This is a genomic window from Burkholderia sp. KBS0801 (assembly GCF_005937855.2).
Taxonomy (GTDB): domain Bacteria; phylum Pseudomonadota; class Gammaproteobacteria; order Burkholderiales; family Burkholderiaceae; genus Burkholderia; species Burkholderia ambifaria.
Genome location: NZ_CP042177.1, coordinates 2,831,495 through 2,849,541 on the forward strand (window position 1 = coordinate 2,831,495; position 18,047 = coordinate 2,849,541).

The following is an 18,047-nucleotide window of genomic DNA, read 5'->3' on the forward strand; positions in this document are numbered from 1 at the left end:
ACTTCACGCTGGGCACGCATGGGTGACGGCAGGACGCGGCGCAACACGCCGCCGCAACGACAGCAGCGCGACGAACCGGACGGGTCGCACGCCGACGGGCAGTTCGACCTGTTCGGCGCGCCTCCCGACGACGCACGCGCGGCGGCTGTGCCCTCGAATGACGACAACCCTGCCGCCCCCGGCGAACGCGTGACACCGGACGCGCACGATGCTGCGCCACCGGCAAAGTCGCCTGCGCGCGCGGGCCGTGCGTCGCCCCGCCCTTCCTCCGATCAGGAACCGGAACCGCCTCCCGCCTCAGGCCTGCTGTGGGACGAGCCGTTGCCGCCTGCCACGCCGCCGAAGAAGGGCAGGCGCCAGCGCGGCGTGCCGCCCGCACCGGTTTCCGCGGAAATCGCCGACGTGGCGGCCGCGTTGCCGCCGAATGTGCGGCTCGGTACGTCGTCGTGGTATTTCCCCGGCTGGGACGGCATCGTCTACGACGGCGATTTCGCGCAGACGAAACTGTCGCGCGAGGGACTCGAAGCGTACGGCGCGCATCCGCTGCTGAAGAGCGTAAGCCTCGACCGGTCGTTCTACGGCCCGCTGTCGGTGGCCGACTACCTGCGCTACGCGCAGCAGGTGCCGGACGACTTCCGCTTCGTCGTGAAGGCGCCGGCATCCGTCACCGACGCGGTCGTGCGCGGCCGGCGCGGCGAGCCGTCGGGCCCGAACCCGACCTTTCTCGACGCGCAGCTCGCCACTCGCGAATTCGTGCAGCCGTGCATCGAAGGGCTCGGCAAAAAGGCCGGCGTGCTGGTGTTCCAGTTTTCGCCGATGCCCGATCAACTGCTCGTCGAACCGGCCGCGCTGATCGACCGGCTGTCGGCGTTCTTCGCGGCGCTGCCGCCGCTGCCGCCGGATGCCGACGGCACGCGCTACGCGATCGAGATCCGCGACGCGTGCCTGCTCACGCCGCGCTTCATCCGCGCGCTCGCGGCGCTCGGCGTGCGCTACTGTGTCGGCCTGCATGCGCGGATGCCCGACCCGCTGCGCCAGGCGGCCGCGCTCGCGCTGCTCGACGGCGACGCGCCGGGCCCGCTTATCGTGCGCTGGAGCCTGCATGGTGGATTCAAGTACGAACAGGCCAAGGCGAAGTACGAACCGTTCGACAAGCTCGTCGACGAGGATCCGGCCACGCGCTCGGCGCTCGCCGAGCTGGCCGCGCGCTACGCGCTGGCCGGACAGCCAGTGATCATCACGATCAACAACAAGGCGGAAGGCTCCGCGCCGCTGTCGTGCGTCGCGCTCGCGCGGGAGATCGCCGCCGCGTGCGCGCAGTGGCGCAGCGAGGCGGCGTAGGGTTCGGCGGCGCGCGTCGTTGCGGCGCCGATGCGTTGAAGCCGTGTCCCAAGGTTCACGCGCCGTTGGCCTGCGCCGACATTCGGACAGCGCTACTTTTCAGACCCGTTCTATTTACCGCTCCGCCTGCGTAGACAAAAATGCCTGTCCGTTCGGCTGGCTTCCCGATCCACTTTCAATGCCGACGGCGACACAACGATTTGACGATCGGGGCCGACTGAAGTGCCATACAGAAGCCGTCACCCAGAGTGGTTTGGCCTTTATAGCTCGCAGACCATGAGTGTCAACGGCACCCCAACTTCAGCAAGTGCGACGTGAGATGAAAAAAATTACCTTCGCGATCGCTTTTTTATGCTTCTCCTACCTCTCTTTTGTGCTGATCCCGAACAGATGGGTAGAGACTTTCGTTTTCAACCATCTACATGTCAACGGCGATGGCGAAGAGGCAATGAACAATTTCTATCTTCTGGCATTGGCGATCAAGCTTCTCGTCTCCGCACTTGTCTCGTTCGCCATACTCAGCGCAGCCGGCAGGGTCCTGACGAAACAAAAATAACTTCATGGCTCACCACAAGGCGGCACGCTGACCACGACGGCCAGCGCGCCGCGCATGCGGCTCGACTATCTTCACGTTCGACCTATCGTCCGTGACCTTGCTCGCATGACCCGACACCATCATTGTCGCGTTCACGCGGGCAAGGCATGAACAGGTTCCGAGGTACTGCTCACGCGCCGCGCAGCGACTTCAGCCGGTGCGAGAACTTCTGGCGGAATTTCGCGAGCTTCGGCCCGATCACGACCGAGCAATAGCCCTGCCCCGGATTGCGCGCGTAATAGTTCTGGTGATAGTCCTCGGCCGGCCAGTAGTTGTCGTCGAGCGGTACGACCTGCGTGACGATCGGCTGCCCGAACACCTGCTCGCGCTCCAGTTCGCGGATCACGTCCAGCGCGATGTCGCGCTGCTCGTCCGAATGCGTGAACACGACCGAACGGTACTGCGTGCCGACGTCGTTGCCCTGCCGGTTCAGTTGGGTCGGATCGTGCGTCGCGAAGAAGATCTCGAGGATCTCGCGATAACCGATGCGCGCCGGATCGAACGTCACGTTCACGACCTCCGCGTGACCGGTGTCGCCTTCGCACACGTCGCGATAGCCGGGATTGCGCATATGGCCGCCCGCATAGCCCGACTGGACGGCCGTCACGCCGTCGACATCGAGAAACACGGCCTCCGTGCACCAGAAGCACCCACCACCCACGGTCGCGGTTTCAAGCATCTCGTTCACCATGAAATCATCACCTCGTTGATAGCGGCGACCGCACGCACGCGCGCGCCGGCGCCGCCGGTCCGTATCGCCGCTGCCCGGTTGCCCGGCGCGAAGCGGCACGCGTTCAAGTATCTCACTCGCGCGCAAATCAGGCAGAGACGCGCGCGTATCACGCACCACCGGCGGTGCGTTTCTCGACTACACTTAGGCACGCTTGCCCGCGACGGCACACCGTCCGGCTGCACGCAGCGTCCGATGCATGCCCGCCCCGATGCCAACATCATCCGCCGGAACATCGATATGCACGCCCCGACAGAAATCGTCCGGATTGCAGCTCCTGCCACCGGTGCCGCGCGCGCCGGCACTTCCATCGCACCATTGCGCCGCCATGCGTCCGTCGCGTCCGTTGCGCCGCGTGCGCGGCGAGCCGGTGCAACGCGTTTCCCCGCTGTCCCGATCTGATGCACCGCACCGCGCGTCCTGCCACGTGCGCGGCCGCCGGTGCATGCGCATCACGCAACCGTTCGACCCGCACGTCCGCAACGAACGGCCGTGCGCCCGTGATCCGATACAACCGAGAGAGGCACTACGATGAGCATGCGGCCTGACCCGACATTTCACGCTTCGCCGGAACTCGCGATGCAGGCGCCGGCGGAAGAGTTTGCCTATACATTGTTGCTGAGCCCCGATTTTTCCAGACCCGACGCGCTCGCCGTGATCGACGTGAAGCCCGGCTCCTCGACCTACGGCAAGATCGTGCACACGGTGACGATGCCGAATACCGGCGACGAGTTTCACCACTTCGGCTGGAATGCGTGTTCGTCGTCGCTGTCGCCGCTGACCGGCCACGCGTTTCTCGAGCGCCGCTTCCTGATCATTCCCGGCCTGCGCTCGTCGCGGATCTACGTGATCGACACGAAGCCGCACCCGACGCAGGCGCGCATCCACAAGATCATCGAACCCGACGAGATCTTCGCGAAGACCGGCTATTCGCGACCGCATACGGTCCACTGCGGCCCCGAGGGGATCTACGTGAGCACGCTCGGCGGCGCGGGCAAGGACGGCACCGACGGCGCGCCCGGCATCTTCATCATGGACTGCGAGACCTTCGACGTGCTCGGCCGCTGGGAAATCGACCGCGGCCCGCAGGACAAGCATTACGACTTCTGGTGGAACCTGCCGCGCGACTACATGGTGTCGAGCGAATGGGCGCTGCCGCCGCAGTTCGAGAACGGCATCGTTCCGGAAGACCTGCTCGCGAACCGCTACGGCCACCGGCTGCATTTCTGGGACCTGCGCGCGCGGCGCAACGTGCAGACGATCGATCTCGGCGCGCAGCACCAGATGGCACTCGAAGTGCGGCCCGCGCACGATCCGGTGCGCGAATACGGGTTCGTCGGCGTCGTGGTCGATACGACCAACCTGGAAGGGTCGATCTGGACCTGGTGGCGCGAGGATGGCCAGTTCCATGTGAAGAAGACGGCGACGATCCCGCCCGAGCCGGCCGCGGCCGACGAGCTGCCGCCGCTGCTGCAAGGGTTCGGCGCGGTGCCGCCGCTCGTGACCGACATCGACCTGTCGCTCGACGACCGCTTCCTGTACGTGTCGTGCTGGGGCACGGGCGAGATGCGCCAGTACGACGTGTCGGATCCGCATCACCCGGTGCTCGCGGGGTCGGTGCGCATCGGCGGCATCGTGCGCCGCGCGCCGCACACGAACGGCCGCGCGTTCGCGGGCGGTCCGCAGATGGTCGAGATCAGCCGTGACGGCCGGCGCGTGTACTGGACCAACTCACTCTATTCGACGTGGGACGACCAGTTCTATCCGGACGGCGTGCCGGCCGCGCAGGTGCTCGCGCATGTGGGGCCGGAGGGCGGGCTGACGCTCGCCGACGACTACTGGGTCGAGTTCCCCGACGGCTATCGCGCGCACCAGATCCGGCTCGAGGGCGGCGACTGCTCGACAGACTCGTTCTGCTATCCGTCGGTCAAGCGTTGAGCGCCAGCCTCTCAGCGCCGCTCGCGCTGTGGGCGGCCGTGCTCGCGAGCGGTGTCTATCACGGACTCAATCCGGCGATGGGCTGGCCGCTCGCGGTGTCGAATGCTCTGATGACGCGCCACGGCGGCGCGCTGCTCGCGGCGCTCGGCTATCTCGCACTCGGCCATGCGCTCGCCGTCTTCATGGTGATGCTGCCGTTCGGGCTGCTCGCCGCGTTGCTCGCGTGGCAGTCGGCGATCCGGATCGGCGCGAGCGCGCTCGTGATCGGCTTCGGCGCGGTGCTGCTGATCCGGCGGCGCCATCCGCGCGCGCTTGCGCGGATCGCACCCGCGCGGCTCGGGCTGTGGTCGTTCGCGATCGCGCTCGCGCACGGCGCGGGACTGATGCTGGTGCCGATCTATCTCGGGCTCTGCGGGCTCGACCGGGACGCCGGCCATCGCGCGGCGGCCACGCTCATCGATGCGCATCTCGGGATGGCCCTCGTCGTCGCGGCCGTGCACGCGGCTGCGATGATCGGCGCGGGCGGCGTGCTCGCGTGGCTCGTGTACCGCTATCTCGGGCTGAAGTTCGTCGCGCGGAGCTGGTTCAACCTCGACGCGGTGTGGGCGTCGAGCCTGATCCTGACGGGCGCGCTGTCGCTCGGGCTGGCGGCGCGCTAGCACCCGGCGCACGGCGCGGTCGCGGATCACGCGCGGTAAAACGCGACAGAACGGCCGTTCCGCGTCGATCGCGGCACCGTGCGACAGTGTTCGCTACCTCACGTTCACGCCGCAATGCACCGTGCGCACGGGCCCGGCGGTCGCGATTCCGCTAAAATCCGACCATGCGCACCCCTTCCCAACCGACCACCCCGGCCTTGTCGCCTTTCGTCCGTCGCGCCCGTTGCATCCGCCGCGCGCCGCGCCCGTCCGTTTCGTTCCGGATGGCCGCCCGATGAACCATGCCAACCCGCCGGATTTCGATTCGGCCGCATTCCGCCAGGCACTCGGCCAGTTCGCGACCGGCGTGACCGTCATCACGACGCAGGCGCCGTCCGGGCAGTTGATCGGCATCACCGCAAGCTCGTTCAACTCGGTTTCGCTCGATCCGCCGCTCGTGCTGTGGAGCCTCGCGCACAAATCGGCGTCGACGCCGGTGTTTCGCAGCAACAGCCATTACGTGGTGAACGTGCTCGCGGCCTCGCAGATCGACCTGTGCAAGCGCTTCTCGACCTACAAGGGCGACCGCTTCGAAGGGATCGCGCACGTGGCCGGCAACTCGGGCATGCCGGTGCTCGACGGTGCGCTCGCGTGGTTCGAATGCCACAACCGCAGCCGCTACGACGAAGGCGACCACGTGATCTTCGTCGGCGAAGTGGAACGCTGCGGCGTGCGCGCGGTGTCGGATGCCGCGCCGCCGCTCGTGTTCCACGGCGGCGGGTTCCACGGCCTCACACCGCTTTGATCGCCCCGGTGCGCGCCAGTCCGACCGGCGCGCCCGCTTCGTCCTTCAGCGTCTGCAGCACGATGTTCGAACGGATGTCCATCACGCCCGGCGCCTTGTAGAGCCGGTTCAGCACGAAATCCGAATAGTGCTTGAGGTTGTGCGCGAGCACGCGCAGCAGATAGTGGCTCTCGCCCGTCACGACGAACGCGCCGACCACCTCCGGCCATTCGCGCAGCGCTTCCGCGAAGCGCTCGTGCCATTGATTCTCTTCGTTGCGCATCGACACCTGCACGAACGCCTCGAGCTCGAAGCCGAGCTTCTCGCGGCTCAGGCACGCGCGATAGTGTTCGATGACGCCCTGCTCCTCGAGCAGGCGCATCCGGCGTAAGCAAGCCGACGGCGAAAGCGAGATGCGTTCGGCCAGGTCGAGATTGCTGATTCTGCCCTCCTCCTGCAGTACCGCCAGAATCCTGCAGTCGGTGGCATCGAGCGTGATCGCATGCATTTTTGGTCCCCCTTTTCCCTCTCATTCGAATTATCTGCCAATCTGGCGGATTGTCCATGTTTATTTCGCAAGCACTTTCTGCGAGCGTCCACCTATCATTCGAAGGATCGATTCACCGCTTCGTCATGCCATGGACACACTCTGGGACATCTCGCCGCCCGTCAGCCCCGCCACCCCCGTGTGGCCGGGCGACACGCCCGTTTCCGTCGAACGCGTGTGGCGGATGGAGGCCGGCTCGCCGGTCAACGTCGCGCGCCTGACGCTGTCGCCGCATACGGGCGCGCACTGCGATGCGCCGCTCCACTATGACGCCGACGGCGCGCCGATCGGCGCGGTGCCGCTCGATACCTATCTCGGCCCGTGCCGCGTGATCCACTGCATTGGCGCGGCGCCGATCGTGCGCCCGGCCGATATCGAGGCCGCGCTCGACGGCGTGCCGCCGCGCGTGCTGCTGCGCACCTATGCACGCGCCAGCGTCGAGCAATGGGACAGCGGCTTCTGCGCGGTCGCGCCCGAGACCGTCGACCTGCTCGCCGCGCGCGGCGTGAAGCTGATCGGCATCGACACGCCGTCGCTCGACCCGCAGGAATCGAAGACCATGGATGCGCATCATCGCGTGCGCGCACACCGGATGGCGATCCTCGAAGGGATCGTGCTCGACGACGTGCCGCCCGGCGACTACGAGCTGATCGCGCTGCCGCTGAAGTTCACGACGCTCGACGCGAGCCCCGTACGTGCGGTGCTGCGCGCGCTGCCCGGCCACTCCGCCTGATTACCCGACCCACTGACCCGACATCATGATCAAGACCCGTGAAGACGCGCTCGCCCTCGACCGCGACGACCCGCTCGCCGCGCTGCGCGACCAGTTCGCGCTGCCCGACGGCGTGATCTATCTCGACGGCAACTCGCTCGGCGCACAGCCGCGCGCATCGGCCGCCCGCGCGCAACAGGTGATCGGCGCCGAATGGGGCGAAGGCCTGATCCGCAGCTGGAACACCGCCGGCTGGTTCGCGCTGCCGCGCCGCCTCGGCGACAAGCTCGCGACGCTGATCGGCGGCGCACCGGGCGAGACCGTCGTGACCGACACCATCTCGATCAACCTGTTCAAGCTGCTGTCGGCGATGCTGCGTCACCAGGCCGCGCACGCGCCGGAGCGCCGCGTGATCGTGTCGGAGCGCTCGAACTTCCCGACCGACCTGTACATCGCGCAAGGGCTGATCGAGCAGCTCGGCGGCGGCTACGAGCTGCGCCTGATCGACGATCCGGCCGACCTGCCCGACGCGCTCGGCGCGGACACGGCCGTCGCGATGATCACGCACGTGAACTACCGCACCGGCTACATGCACGACATGCCGGCCGTCACGCAGCTCGTGCACGACGCGGGCGCGCTGATGCTGTGGGATCTCGCGCACTCGGCCGGCGCGGTGCCGGTCGACCTGAACGGCGCGCATGCGGACGGCGCGGTCGGTTGCACGTACAAGTACCTGAACGGCGGCCCCGGTTCGCCGGCGTTCGTGTGGGTGCCGCAGCGCCATCACGCGCATTTCTCGCAACCGCTGTCGGGCTGGTGGGGCCACCGCGCACCGTTCGCGATGCAGCCGGGCTTCGCGCCCGATCCGGGCATCGCGCGCTTCCTGTGCGGCACGCAGCCGATCGTGTCGATGTCGATGGTCGAATGCGGGCTCGACGTGTTCCTGCAGACCGACATGCACGCGATCCGCCGCAAGTCGCTCGCGCTCACCGATGCGTTCATCGCACTCGTCGAAGCGCGCTGCGCGGGCCTGTCGCTGAAGCTCGTCACGCCGCGCGCGCATCACCAGCGCGGCTCGCAGGCGAGCTTCGAGCATCCGCACGGCTACGAGGTGATGCAGGCGCTGATCGCGCGCGGCGTGATCGGCGACTATCGCGAGCCGTACGTGCTGCGCTTCGGCTTCACGCCGCTCTACACGCGCTTCGCCGACGTGTGGGATGCCGTCGAGACGCTGCGCGACATCCTGGCCACCGATGCGTGGAAGGCACCCGAGTTCGCCGAGCGCGGCGCGGTGACCTGATCGGCGTCGACCGGCGCGCGCCGCCGTTGCGTGCGGATCGCGCGCCGCGCCCCCGTCATTCAAATCTGGAGAGAGTCGTGAATTCTGGTCATATGCAGCCACCCGGCGACAATGCGCCGGCGGGCTGCCCGTTCTCGGGCGCACGCGCGGCCCAACCCGCTCATGAAGCGCCGCACGTGCCGGGCGATGCGGCAGGCGAAGCCGGCTGGCACGATGCGCAGCTCGATTTCTCGAAGTCGATGAGCTACGGCGACTACCTGTCGCTGAATTCGATCCTCGACGCGCAGCATCCGCTGTCGCCCGATCACAACGAGATGCTGTTCATCATCCAGCATCAGACGAGCGAGCTGTGGATGAAGCTCGCGCTGTTCGAGCTGCGCGGCGCGCTCGACGCGGTGCGCGGCGACGCGCTGCCTCCCGCGTTCAAGATGCTCGCGCGCGTGTCGCGGATCCTCGAGCAGCTCGTGCAGGCGTGGAACGTGCTGTCGACGATGACCCCGTCCGAGTATTCGGCGATGCGGCCGTATCTCGGCCAGTCGTCGGGCTTCCAGTCGTACCAGTACCGGCAGCTCGAATTCCTGCTCGGCAACAAGAACGTGCAGATGCTGCAGCCGCATGCGCATCGGCCCGACATCCTCGAGCAGGTGCGCGCGACGCTCGAGGCGCCGTCGTTCTACGACGAGGTCGTGCGCCTGCTTGCGCGGCGCGGTTTCCCGATCGCGCCCGAGCGGCTCGAGCGCGACTGGACGCAGCCGATGCGTCACGACGAAACGGTCGAGGCCGCGTGGCTCGAGGTCTACCGTCACCCGCAGCAGCACTGGGAGCTGTACGAGATGGCCGAGGAACTCGTCGATCTCGAGGATGCGTTCCGCCAGTGGCGCTTCCGTCACGTGACGACCGTCGAGCGCATCATCGGCTTCAAGCAGGGCACCGGCGGCACGAGCGGTGCGCCGTATCTGCGCAAGATGCTCGACGTCGTGCTGTTCCCCGAGCTCTGGCACGTGCGCACCACGCTGTAACGCACGGCACGCGCCCGCGCGTCACGACGACGTGCGGGCCAGCTCCTCCCCGTCGCGCGGCAACGCCCGTTCGCGCGCGAACCGCGGAATGTGGCGCCGCATCGCGAGCAGTGCGACGCACACCACGCCCATCGCGACGGCCAGCATCGTCAGGTACGCCGTCGCGCCGCCCGCGGTGATCACGATCGCACCCGCGAACGCGCTGAGGATCGCGCCGAGCCGGCCGAAGGCGAGCGCGCTCGCGGTGCCGGTCGCACGCACCGCCGTCGGATAGATGTACGCGCAGAGCGCATACATCGTCGACTGCACCGCGTTGACGAACAAACCGTGCAGGCCGAGCCCGACGATCAGCCAGCCCGTGTGGCGTCCCGCATCGATACCCATCAGCCAGATCGCGCTCGCCACGCCGCCGATGCTGCACAGCGCGAGCGGCCAGCGCGAACCGGCATGCGTGATCGCCCATGCGCACAGCAGCGCGCCGATCACGCCGCCGAGGTTGTACGCGGTCAACCCCGAGCCCGCGACCGACACGCTCAGCCCGCTCGCGGCCAGCATCGTCGGCAGCCAGCTGAATGCCGCATATACGGCGAGCAGGCACATGAAGAATGCGCACCACAGCGCGATCGTGTCGCGCGCCTGGTTGCCGGCGAACAATGCGCCGAACCCGCCGCGCGCGCCGAGTGCGCACGCATCGCGCAGATCGGTGAACACGGTGCCCGGCGCGACCGGCCGCTGCATGCGCGCGAGCAGCGCGCCGAGCTCCGGCCAGCGCGCCGGACGGCGCGCCAGATAGCGCGGCGATTCGGGCAGCGCGCGCACCAGCACGAAACCGAGCACGAGCGGCAGCGCGCCGCCGGCGAAGAACAGCCCGCGCCAGCCATAGCGCGGGAGCACCTCGTGCGCGAACAGTCCGGCCAGCATGCCGCCGAGCGGCACGCAGACGATCGTCGCCGTCACCATCATCGTACGGCGCCGCGCGGGCGTGTATTCGGCCGTCATCGTCGTGGCGGTCGGCAGCGCGCCGCCGATCCCGAGCCCCGCGCAGAAGCGCAGCATCGCGATCGTCGCGACATCCGGCGCGAAACCGATCGCGCAGGTCGCGACGCCGAACAGGAACACGCTGCCGATCACGGCCTGGCGGCGGCCAAAACGATCCGCGACGATCCCCGCGCACGCGCTGCCGATGCCCATGCCGATCAGCCCGGCGGCCACGGCCGGCGCGAACGCGCCGCGCGTGATCCCCCATTCGCGGATCAGCACCGGAATCGCGAAGCCGATCAACTGGCCGTCGAAGCCGTCGAGCACGATCGCGAGCGCGGCGAGCAGCACCACGCAACGCTGCATCGTCGTGAACGGCCCGTCGTCGAGCGTCGCGCCGATGTCGACGGCCGGCGGCTGCACTCCGTCGCGCGTGCTCATGCGGCCTCCCGGCGGCCGCACATCGGCGGCAACATGCGCGAACGGCGCGCGGCAAGACAACGGTATTCGATGAGTGTCATGGCGTCTCCTGTTGCCCGGGCTGACGCGCTGGCGCGTGCCCCGGATCTCGTGCTGCGCGGTCGGTCGATGTCGATGCATCGGCGCCGGCATCCTGTTCAATCTGCGCCGATCCGGCGGCATCGCGTCACGCGGCGCGCGCGTATCGTCGTGCGGCGCAAGCCGGCCGCCGGCCCGATGCTCAGTCGAGCTGCGCGTCGATCAGCCGGACCAGCGCGAGCAGCGTCTCGACGTGCGGCACCGCGACGCCCGTCTCGCGCGCGGCCGCGACGACCTGCCCGTTGATCGCGCCGATCTCCGTGCGGCGGCCCGCGAGCACGTCCTGCAGCATCGACGGCCGATGGCCGCGATGCTCGCGGATCGCATGCTCGACATTGCGCGCGATACGCTCGCCGTCCACGGCGACGCCTTTCGCGCGCGCGACGGCAGCCGTCTCCGCCGCGATCGCGAGCGCAAGCCGCGGCCCTTCGGGATCGCGGCCGAGCTGATCGACCGTGCAGCCCGTCGCCGCGCATAGCGTGTTGAGCGCCGCATTGAACGCGACCTTCTCCCAGATCGCGGCCCAGACGTCCGCATCGAGCGAACACGCGAGCCCGGCGCGCGACAGCGCGTCGGCCACGGCCGCCGCGAACGGGCGCGGCGCGCCGTCCGCCGTCATCATGCGGATCGTGCCGGCACCGTGCGAGCGCACGTGCCCGGCGCCCGCGAAGTCGGCCGGCCACGTCGTGACGCCGACCAGAATGCGCTCGAGCGGCACGAACGCGTTCAGCGCCTCGACGTTGCCGAGACCGTTCTGCAGCGTCAGCACCGATGTTCGCGGCGTCAGCAATGCGTGCACGCCTTCGAGCGCCGCGCACGTGTGCAGCGATTTCGTGAACACGATCAACAAGTCGAACGGGGCATCGGGCGCGTCGCCTGCCGCCGCATTCGCGGCTTCCGGCCGCACGGCCTGCAGCGCGCGGATGCGGCGTTCGCCGCGATCGTCGTCGATGCGCAACCCGTCGCGACGGATCGCCTCGAGATGCGCGTCGTTCACGTCGATCAACGTCACGGCTTCGCCGTGCTCGGCCAGCCGCGCGCCGAACAGCGAGCCCATCGCGCCGGCACCCAGAATCGCAATCCTCATCGTCGGTCGCCTCTCAGAACGGATAGTGGCGCGGCGTGGTCTGCACGGTGATCCAGCGGAGGTCCGTGAACGCGGCGATCCCGGCCTTGCCGCCGAAATGCCCGAAGCCGCTGTCCTTCACGCCGCCGAACGGCATCTGCGCCTCGTCGTGCACGGTCGGGCCGTTCACATGGCAAATGCCCGATTCGATGCGCGCCGCGACGCGCATCGCGCGGGCGACGTCGCGGCTGAACACCGCCGACGACAGCCCGAACGCGTTGTCGTTCGCGCAGGCGATCGCGGCCGCCTCGCCGTCGACCCGCACGATGCCCTTCACCGGCCCGAACGACTCCTCCGCATAGATGCGCATCGCGGGCGTCACGCGATCGAGCAGCGTCGCCGGGAACAGCGTGCTGTCGGACTGGCCGCCGCACAACAGCGTCGCGCCGTGCGCGAGCGCATCGTCGATCAGCGTGTTGCAGCGCTCGACAGCCTTCATGTCGATCAGCGAGCCGAGCACGACGGGCCCGCGGCGCGGGTCGCCGAGCGGCAGCGACGCGGCCCGGGCGGCGAGCTTCGCGACGAACGCGTCGGCGATCGATGCGTCGACGATGATCCGCTCGGTCGACATGCAGATCTGCCCGGAATTCGCGAACGCGCCGAACGCGGCCGCCGCGACCGCCGCGTCGAGATCCGCGTCGTCGAGCACGACGAACGGCGCCTTGCCGCCGAGTTCGAGCACCGACGGTTTCAGATGACGCGCGCACGCTTCGGCGATGATCCGCCCGACGCGCGTCGATCCGGTGAAATTCACGCGGCGCACGGCCGGATGCGCGATCAGTGCGTCGACCACTGTGCCCGCGTCCTCGGGCGCGTTCGTCACGAAGTTGACGACGCCCGGCGGCAACCCGGCCTCCTGCAGCGCCTCGACCACCAGCCCATGCGTGACCGGGCACAGTTCGGAGCCCTTGAGCACGATCGTGTTGCCGCACGCGAGCGGCAGCGCGAGCGCGCGAGTCGCGAGGATGACCGGCGCGTTCCACGGCGCGATGCCGAGCACGACGCCGGCCGGCTGCCGCACGCCCATCGCGAGCGAACCGGGCACGTCGGACGGGATCAGCTCGCCGCCGATCTGCGTGGTCAGCGACGCGGCCTCGGCGAGCCCGCTCGCGGCAAGCTGCACGTTGAAGCCGGCCCACAGCGCCGACGCGCCGGTTTCGGCCGCCATCGCGGCGACGAACTGCTCGTGCTTCGCTTCGAGCGCTGCGGCCGCCTTCAGCAGCAACGCGCGGCGCGCGCCGGGGCCGAGCGCCGCCCATTCGGGAAACGCGCGCGCGGCCGCGCCGGCCGCCGCGCGTGCATCGTCGGCCGTGCACGCCGGCGCGGCCGACGCGACTTCGCCGTCGAGCGGGTTGCGGCGCACGAAGGTCGCGCCGCTGGACGAATGGCGGCGTTGGCCGCCGATCAGCATCGATACGGTTTGCATGAATTCTCCGGAACGACGCGCGCTGCGCGTCAGGCAACCTCGACGTCGACGACGACGGGCGTACCGGCCCGCTGCGCATCCGTCAGCGTGTCGCGCAGGCGTGCGGCATCGGTGACGCGGATGCCGCGGCATCCCATCCCTTGCGCGAGCGCGACGAAATCCAGGTCGGGCAGATCGGTGCCCTGCACCGGATCGTCGGGACCGAAACCGAACACGGGCGCGAAGTCCTGCAGCGCCGCGTAGCGGCGATTGTTCAGGATCACGAACGTGATCGGCAGCTTCTGCTGCGCGGCGCTCCACAACGCCTGGACCGAATAGAGGCTCGACCCGTCGCCGATCAGCGCGATCACACGCCGGCCCGGCTGCGCGAGCGCGACGCCGACCGCGGCCGGCATCCCGTAGCCGAGCCCGCCGCTGTCCATCGTGTAGAACGTGCCGCTGCGCGTGAACGGCAGGTGCGTTTGCATCACCGGCCGCGCGCTCGGCGCTTCCTCGACGACGATGTCGTGCGCGTCGCGCAGCTCGGCGAGCGTCTGCAGCACGAACGCCACCGACATCCGCTCGCCGGCGGCCGGCGCTGCGGCGCGCGGGCGCGGCGGCCGCGGCGCGGGCATCGGCCGCTCGGGCGGCGCCGGCCGGGCCAGCAGGTCGCGCGCCGCGAGCCGCAGGTTGCCGACGACCGCGTCGCCCGACGGCGTCCACGCGGCGACGCCCGGATCGTCGACGAGCTGCACGAGCGTCGCGCCCGGCGGCACATGCGGGCCGAAGCCCTCGACGTGATAGGTGAACGCGGGCGCGCCCAACGCGAACACGAGATCGTGCCCGGCGAGCCGCGCGACGATCTTCTCGCGGATCGCGGGCAGGAAGCCGGCGAACAGCGGATGGTCCTCGGGAAAGCTGCAGCGCCCCGACATCGGCGCGGCGTACACGCTAGCGCGGTGCCGCTCGGCGAGCCGCACCACGTTGTCCCACGCACCGGCCCGATCGACGGCCGCGCCGACCACGAGCGCAGGGCGCCGCGCGGCATCGAGCGCGTCGCCGAGCCGCGCGAGCGCGTCGGGATCGGGCCGCACGACGCTGCTCACGTCGCGGCGCGGCAGCAGCTCGGCCGGCTGGTCCCAGTCGTCCACCGGGATCGACACGAACACCGGCCCGCGCGGCTCCTGCATCGCGATCCGGTACGCACGCGCGATCGCGGCCGGCACGTCCTGCGCACGCGCGGGCTCGATGCTCCATTTCACGTACGGCTTCGGCATCTCGGCGGCCTGGGTCGCGCCGAGAAACGGATCGAACGGCAGGATCGCGCGGGCCTGCTGGCCGGCGGTGACGATCAGCGGCGTGCGGTTCCGGAACGCGGTGAACAGGTTGCCCATCGCGTTGCCGACGCCGGCCGCCGAATGCAGATTGACCACCGCCGCATTGCCGGTGGCCTGCGCATGACCGTCCGCCATCCCGACCACGACGGCCTCCTGCAGGCCGAGCACGTAGCGGAAATCGGCGGGGAAATCGCGGAACATCGGCAGCTCGGTCGAGCCGGGGTTGCCGAACACGCGATCGATGCCGAACTGGCGAAACAGGTCGATGACCGCGTCGCGGACGGTGATCGGGGCGGCGGATTGGGACGGGGTGCCGGACATGCTCGGGCGTCTCCTCGGTGGCTTGGCGGTTTCCACAGTATCGAAGTGCGAGTCATTCTCGGATACTGTATTTTCTGCGAAAAGCCATTACGATTCGGCATGACTTTCGATCTCCGGCAATTGCGTGCTTTCACCACCATCGTCGCGTGCGGCAGCCTGGGCCGCGCGGCCGACGCGCTGCACGTAACCCAGCCGGCGCTCAGCCGGATCCTGAAGCGGCTCGAGGATCAGGTCGGCGCGCCGCTGTTCGAGCGCCACTCGAAAGGCGTGCAGCTCACCGCGTTCGGCGAGGCACTGCTGCCGCACGCGACGCTGCTGCAGCACGAGGCCGAGCACGCGCGCGAGGAGCTCGATGCGATGCGCGGCTTCGCGAAGGGCACGATCAAGGTCGGCACGGTGGGCAGCATCGCGAGCCTCGTGCTGCCGGTCGCGGTCGGCCGCGTGCTCGACCGCTGGCCGAACCTGCGCGTCGAGATTCTCGAAGGCGTGTGGGACCGGCTCGCCGATGGCCTGAGCAAGCACGAGATCGACCTCGCGCTGTCCGCTCACGGCCCCGACACCGACGAGATCGTCGCGATTCCGGAGTGCCGCTGGGAGGATCGCAGCCATATCGTTGCGGCGCCGCACCATCCGCTGCGCGCGCTCGGACGCGCGCCGACGCTCGCCGACACGCTGCACGCGCGCTGGGCGATTCCGCCGCGCGGCACCGCGCCGTTCGACCACATGCGCGCGACCTTCGACGCGCACGGGCTCGCGCTGCCCGACATCGCGGTCGAGACGCGCTCGGTCACGACGCTGAAGAGTCTCGTCGCGCACGCGGGCTTCCTGAGCTGGATGCCCGAACCGATGTACGGCGCGGAACGGCGCGCCGGCACGATCGACACGCTGCCGGTGCGCGAAGTGGTCGCGGTGCGCACGCTCACCGCTTTTCGCCGCCGCCACGGGATCCTGCCGGGGCCGGCCGGCAAGCTGCTCGACGAACTCGTCGCGCTGACCCGCGACGCGCGCGACGCACCCTGACACCGCCCTCCCGCCCCGCAGCGCACCATCGAAATGCCGAGTCGCCGCCTTGACTTTCGTTCGCCCGAATACGATCATTCGCTCACATGATGAGCAAATGATCGTATTCGACGGCGCGGATCGCGGGTGCTGCAGCCAGCCCGGCCGGGATCCGATCGCGACAGGAGACACCGGATGACCGAATCGCCCTCCGCCCGCACGCCCGTGCTGCTGCACATCGGCGCAGGCTCCTTCCACCGCGCGCACCAGGCGTGGTATCTGCATCGCGTGAATGCGGCCGTGCCGGCCGGCGAGCGCTGGTCGCTGACCGTCGGCAACATCCGCGACGACATGCGCGCGACGATGGACGCGCTCGCCGCGCAGCACGGCGCGTACACGCTCGAGACCGTCACGCCGCAAGGCGAGCGCGCATACGAGACGATCCACGCGATCTCGCGCGTGCTGCCGTGGTCGATCGACCTCGCCGCGCTGATCGACGCCGGCGCCGACCCGGCGTGCCGCATCGTGTCGTTCACCGTCACCGAAGGCGGCTACTACCTGGACGAACACAACCGGCTCGATATCGCGAACGCCGATCTCGCGGCCGACCTGCAGGGCGCGCGCACGACGCTGTACGGCGCGCTGGCGGCGCTGCTCGCCGAACGCGTCGCGCGCGGCGCGGGGCCGCTCACGCTGCAGAGCTGCGACAACCTGCGCAACAACGGCGCGCGCTTTCGCGCGGGCATGCGCGAATTCCTCGAACGGCGCGGCGAGGCCGGCCTGCTCGCGTGGTTCGATGCGAACGTCGCGACGCCGAGCGCGATGGTCGACCGCATCACGCCGCGCCCGACCGACGACGTGCGCGAACGCGTGCGCGCGGCCACCGGCGTCGACGACGCGTGCCCGGTGATGGGCGAATCGTTCATCCAGTGGGTGATCGAGGACCGCTTCGCGGCCGGCCGGCCGCGCTGGGAGCTGGCCGGCGCGGAACTGGTCGACGACGTGCACCCGTACGAGGAAGCGAAGATCCGCATCCTCAATGCGACGCACAGCTGCATCGCGTGGGCCGGTACGCTCGCGGGCCACACGTACATCCACGAGGGCACGCACGACGCGGCGATCCGCCGCTTCGCACACGACTACGTGACGCAGGATGTGATCCCGTGCCTCAGCCCGAGCCCGCTCGACCTCGAACGCTATCGCGACGTCGTGCTCGAACGCTTCGGCAACCCGTACGTGCTCGACACGAACCAGCGCGTCGCGGCCGACGGCTTCTCGAAGATTCCCGGCTTCATCGCGCCGACGCTCGTCGAATCGTTCGCGCGCGGCGCGGCGCCGGTCGCGACCGCGGTGCTGCCGGCGCTGTTCCTGCGTTTTCTCGAACGCTGGGCGCGCGGGCTGCTGCCGTATGCATACCAGGACGGCGTGATGGATGACGGCATCGCGCGGGCGATCGTCGAAGCCGACGACCCGGTCGTCGCGCTGTGCGCAAGCCGCGCGCTGTGGGGCTCGCTCGCCGGCAACGCCGCGCTGTTCGACGCGCTGCGCGCCGGGCTCGCGCGCGTCGACGCGTGGCTCGCGCAGCGCTGATGCGCGGCCCCTGGGCCCCTCGCCCGGCGGCCGGCCGCTCGCCAGCGCCCGCGCATCCGGGCGAACCTGCGTTGGCATGCGCGCGTGCGTGCGGCTAAAGTAGCGGCTCCTCACTGACGGAACGGATCG

At 69.5% G+C, this 18,047-nt stretch carries 16 protein-coding genes; 10 read left to right on the plus strand and 6 right to left on the minus strand.

Annotated elements, in window-relative coordinates; all coding sequences use genetic code 11:
- Positions 1–18: 18 nt before the first annotated feature.
- Positions 19–1,341: a DUF72 domain-containing protein gene (locus FFI87_RS13495; RefSeq protein ID WP_138847249.1), complete on the plus strand. Its 1,323-nt coding sequence runs from the start codon at positions 19–21 to the stop codon at positions 1,339–1,341.
- A gap of 280 nt (positions 1,342–1,621) precedes the next feature.
- On the plus strand, positions 1,622–1,897 hold the full coding sequence (locus FFI87_RS13500; protein ID WP_138847248.1) for a hypothetical protein: 276 nt from the start codon (positions 1,622–1,624) through the stop codon (positions 1,895–1,897).
- Between the two features lie 169 nt (positions 1,898–2,066).
- Here FFI87_RS13500 and msrA read toward each other — a convergent pair whose 3' ends face one another.
- Positions 2,067–2,627, minus strand: coding sequence for a peptide-methionine (S)-S-oxide reductase MsrA (msrA, locus tag FFI87_RS13505; protein WP_011657764.1), 561 nt, complete (start codon positions 2,625–2,627; stop codon positions 2,067–2,069).
- A 570-nt stretch (positions 2,628–3,197) separates the two neighbouring features.
- On the opposite strand from msrA, the gene FFI87_RS13510 reads away from it, so the two are divergent.
- From FFI87_RS13510 to FFI87_RS13520, 3 genes are all read left to right on the plus strand, one after another.
- The gene (locus tag FFI87_RS13510; RefSeq protein ID WP_012364564.1) at positions 3,198–4,604 is read left to right on the plus strand and encodes a selenium-binding protein SBP56-related protein; all 1,407 of its coding nucleotides are present in this window, start codon (positions 3,198–3,200) and stop codon (positions 4,602–4,604) included.
- Complete coding sequence (locus tag FFI87_RS13515; protein ID WP_138847247.1) at positions 4,601–5,263, plus strand: hypothetical protein; 663 nt, start codon at positions 4,601–4,603, stop codon at positions 5,261–5,263. The genes FFI87_RS13510 and FFI87_RS13515 overlap by 4 nt, the downstream gene beginning before the upstream one ends.
- Positions 5,264–5,537: 274 nt before the next feature.
- Positions 5,538–6,047, plus strand: coding sequence for a flavin reductase family protein (locus tag FFI87_RS13520; RefSeq protein WP_011657768.1), 510 nt, complete (start codon positions 5,538–5,540; stop codon positions 6,045–6,047).
- Here FFI87_RS13520 and FFI87_RS13525 read toward each other — a convergent pair.
- Positions 6,034–6,534: an Lrp/AsnC family transcriptional regulator gene (locus FFI87_RS13525; RefSeq protein ID WP_006477992.1), complete on the minus strand. Its 501-nt coding sequence runs from the start codon at positions 6,532–6,534 to the stop codon at positions 6,034–6,036. The two genes, FFI87_RS13520 and FFI87_RS13525, sit on opposite strands and share 14 nt — an antisense overlap.
- Before the next feature lie 130 nt (positions 6,535–6,664).
- On the opposite strand from FFI87_RS13525, the gene kynB reads away from it, so the two are divergent.
- From kynB to kynA, 3 genes are all read left to right on the plus strand, one after another.
- Positions 6,665–7,306, plus strand: a complete 642-nt coding sequence (gene kynB / locus FFI87_RS13530) for an arylformamidase (protein ID WP_138847246.1) — start codon at positions 6,665–6,667, stop codon at positions 7,304–7,306.
- A 25-nt stretch (positions 7,307–7,331) separates the two neighbouring features.
- The gene (kynU, locus tag FFI87_RS13535) at positions 7,332–8,585 is read left to right on the plus strand and encodes a kynureninase (protein ID WP_249177222.1); all 1,254 of its coding nucleotides are present in this window, start codon (positions 7,332–7,334) and stop codon (positions 8,583–8,585) included.
- Positions 8,586–8,677: 92 nt separating this feature from the next.
- Positions 8,678–9,604: a tryptophan 2,3-dioxygenase gene (kynA, locus tag FFI87_RS13540; RefSeq protein WP_034177043.1), complete on the plus strand. Its 927-nt coding sequence runs from the start codon at positions 8,678–8,680 to the stop codon at positions 9,602–9,604.
- A 21-nt stretch (positions 9,605–9,625) separates the two neighbouring features.
- On the opposite strand, the gene FFI87_RS13545 is transcribed toward kynA, so the two are convergent.
- The 4 genes from FFI87_RS13545 to mdlC form a co-directional block, all read right to left on the minus strand.
- On the minus strand, positions 9,626–11,023 hold the full coding sequence (locus tag FFI87_RS13545) for an MFS transporter (RefSeq protein WP_138847245.1): 1,398 nt from the start codon (positions 11,021–11,023) through the stop codon (positions 9,626–9,628).
- Between the two features lie 259 nt (positions 11,024–11,282).
- Positions 11,283–12,227: a ketopantoate reductase family protein gene (locus FFI87_RS13550; protein WP_138847244.1), complete on the minus strand. Its 945-nt coding sequence runs from the start codon at positions 12,225–12,227 to the stop codon at positions 11,283–11,285.
- Between the two features lie 13 nt (positions 12,228–12,240).
- Entirely contained in the window at positions 12,241–13,692 is a 1,452-nt protein-coding gene (locus FFI87_RS13555) for an aldehyde dehydrogenase (protein WP_138847243.1), read from the minus strand.
- Positions 13,693–13,721: 29 nt separating this feature from the next.
- Positions 13,722–15,329: a benzoylformate decarboxylase gene (gene mdlC / locus FFI87_RS13560; RefSeq protein ID WP_138847242.1), complete on the minus strand. Its 1,608-nt coding sequence runs from the start codon at positions 15,327–15,329 to the stop codon at positions 13,722–13,724.
- Between the two features lie 99 nt (positions 15,330–15,428).
- On the opposite strand from mdlC, the gene FFI87_RS13565 reads away from it, so the two are divergent.
- Both FFI87_RS13565 and dalD read left to right on the plus strand, forming a co-directional pair.
- On the plus strand, positions 15,429–16,349 hold the full coding sequence (locus tag FFI87_RS13565; protein WP_138847241.1) for a LysR family transcriptional regulator: 921 nt from the start codon (positions 15,429–15,431) through the stop codon (positions 16,347–16,349).
- Between the two features lie 174 nt (positions 16,350–16,523).
- Positions 16,524–17,918, plus strand: a complete 1,395-nt coding sequence (gene dalD, locus FFI87_RS13570) for a D-arabinitol 4-dehydrogenase (protein WP_138847240.1) — start codon at positions 16,524–16,526, stop codon at positions 17,916–17,918.
- The last annotated feature ends 129 nt before the right edge of the window (positions 17,919–18,047 follow it).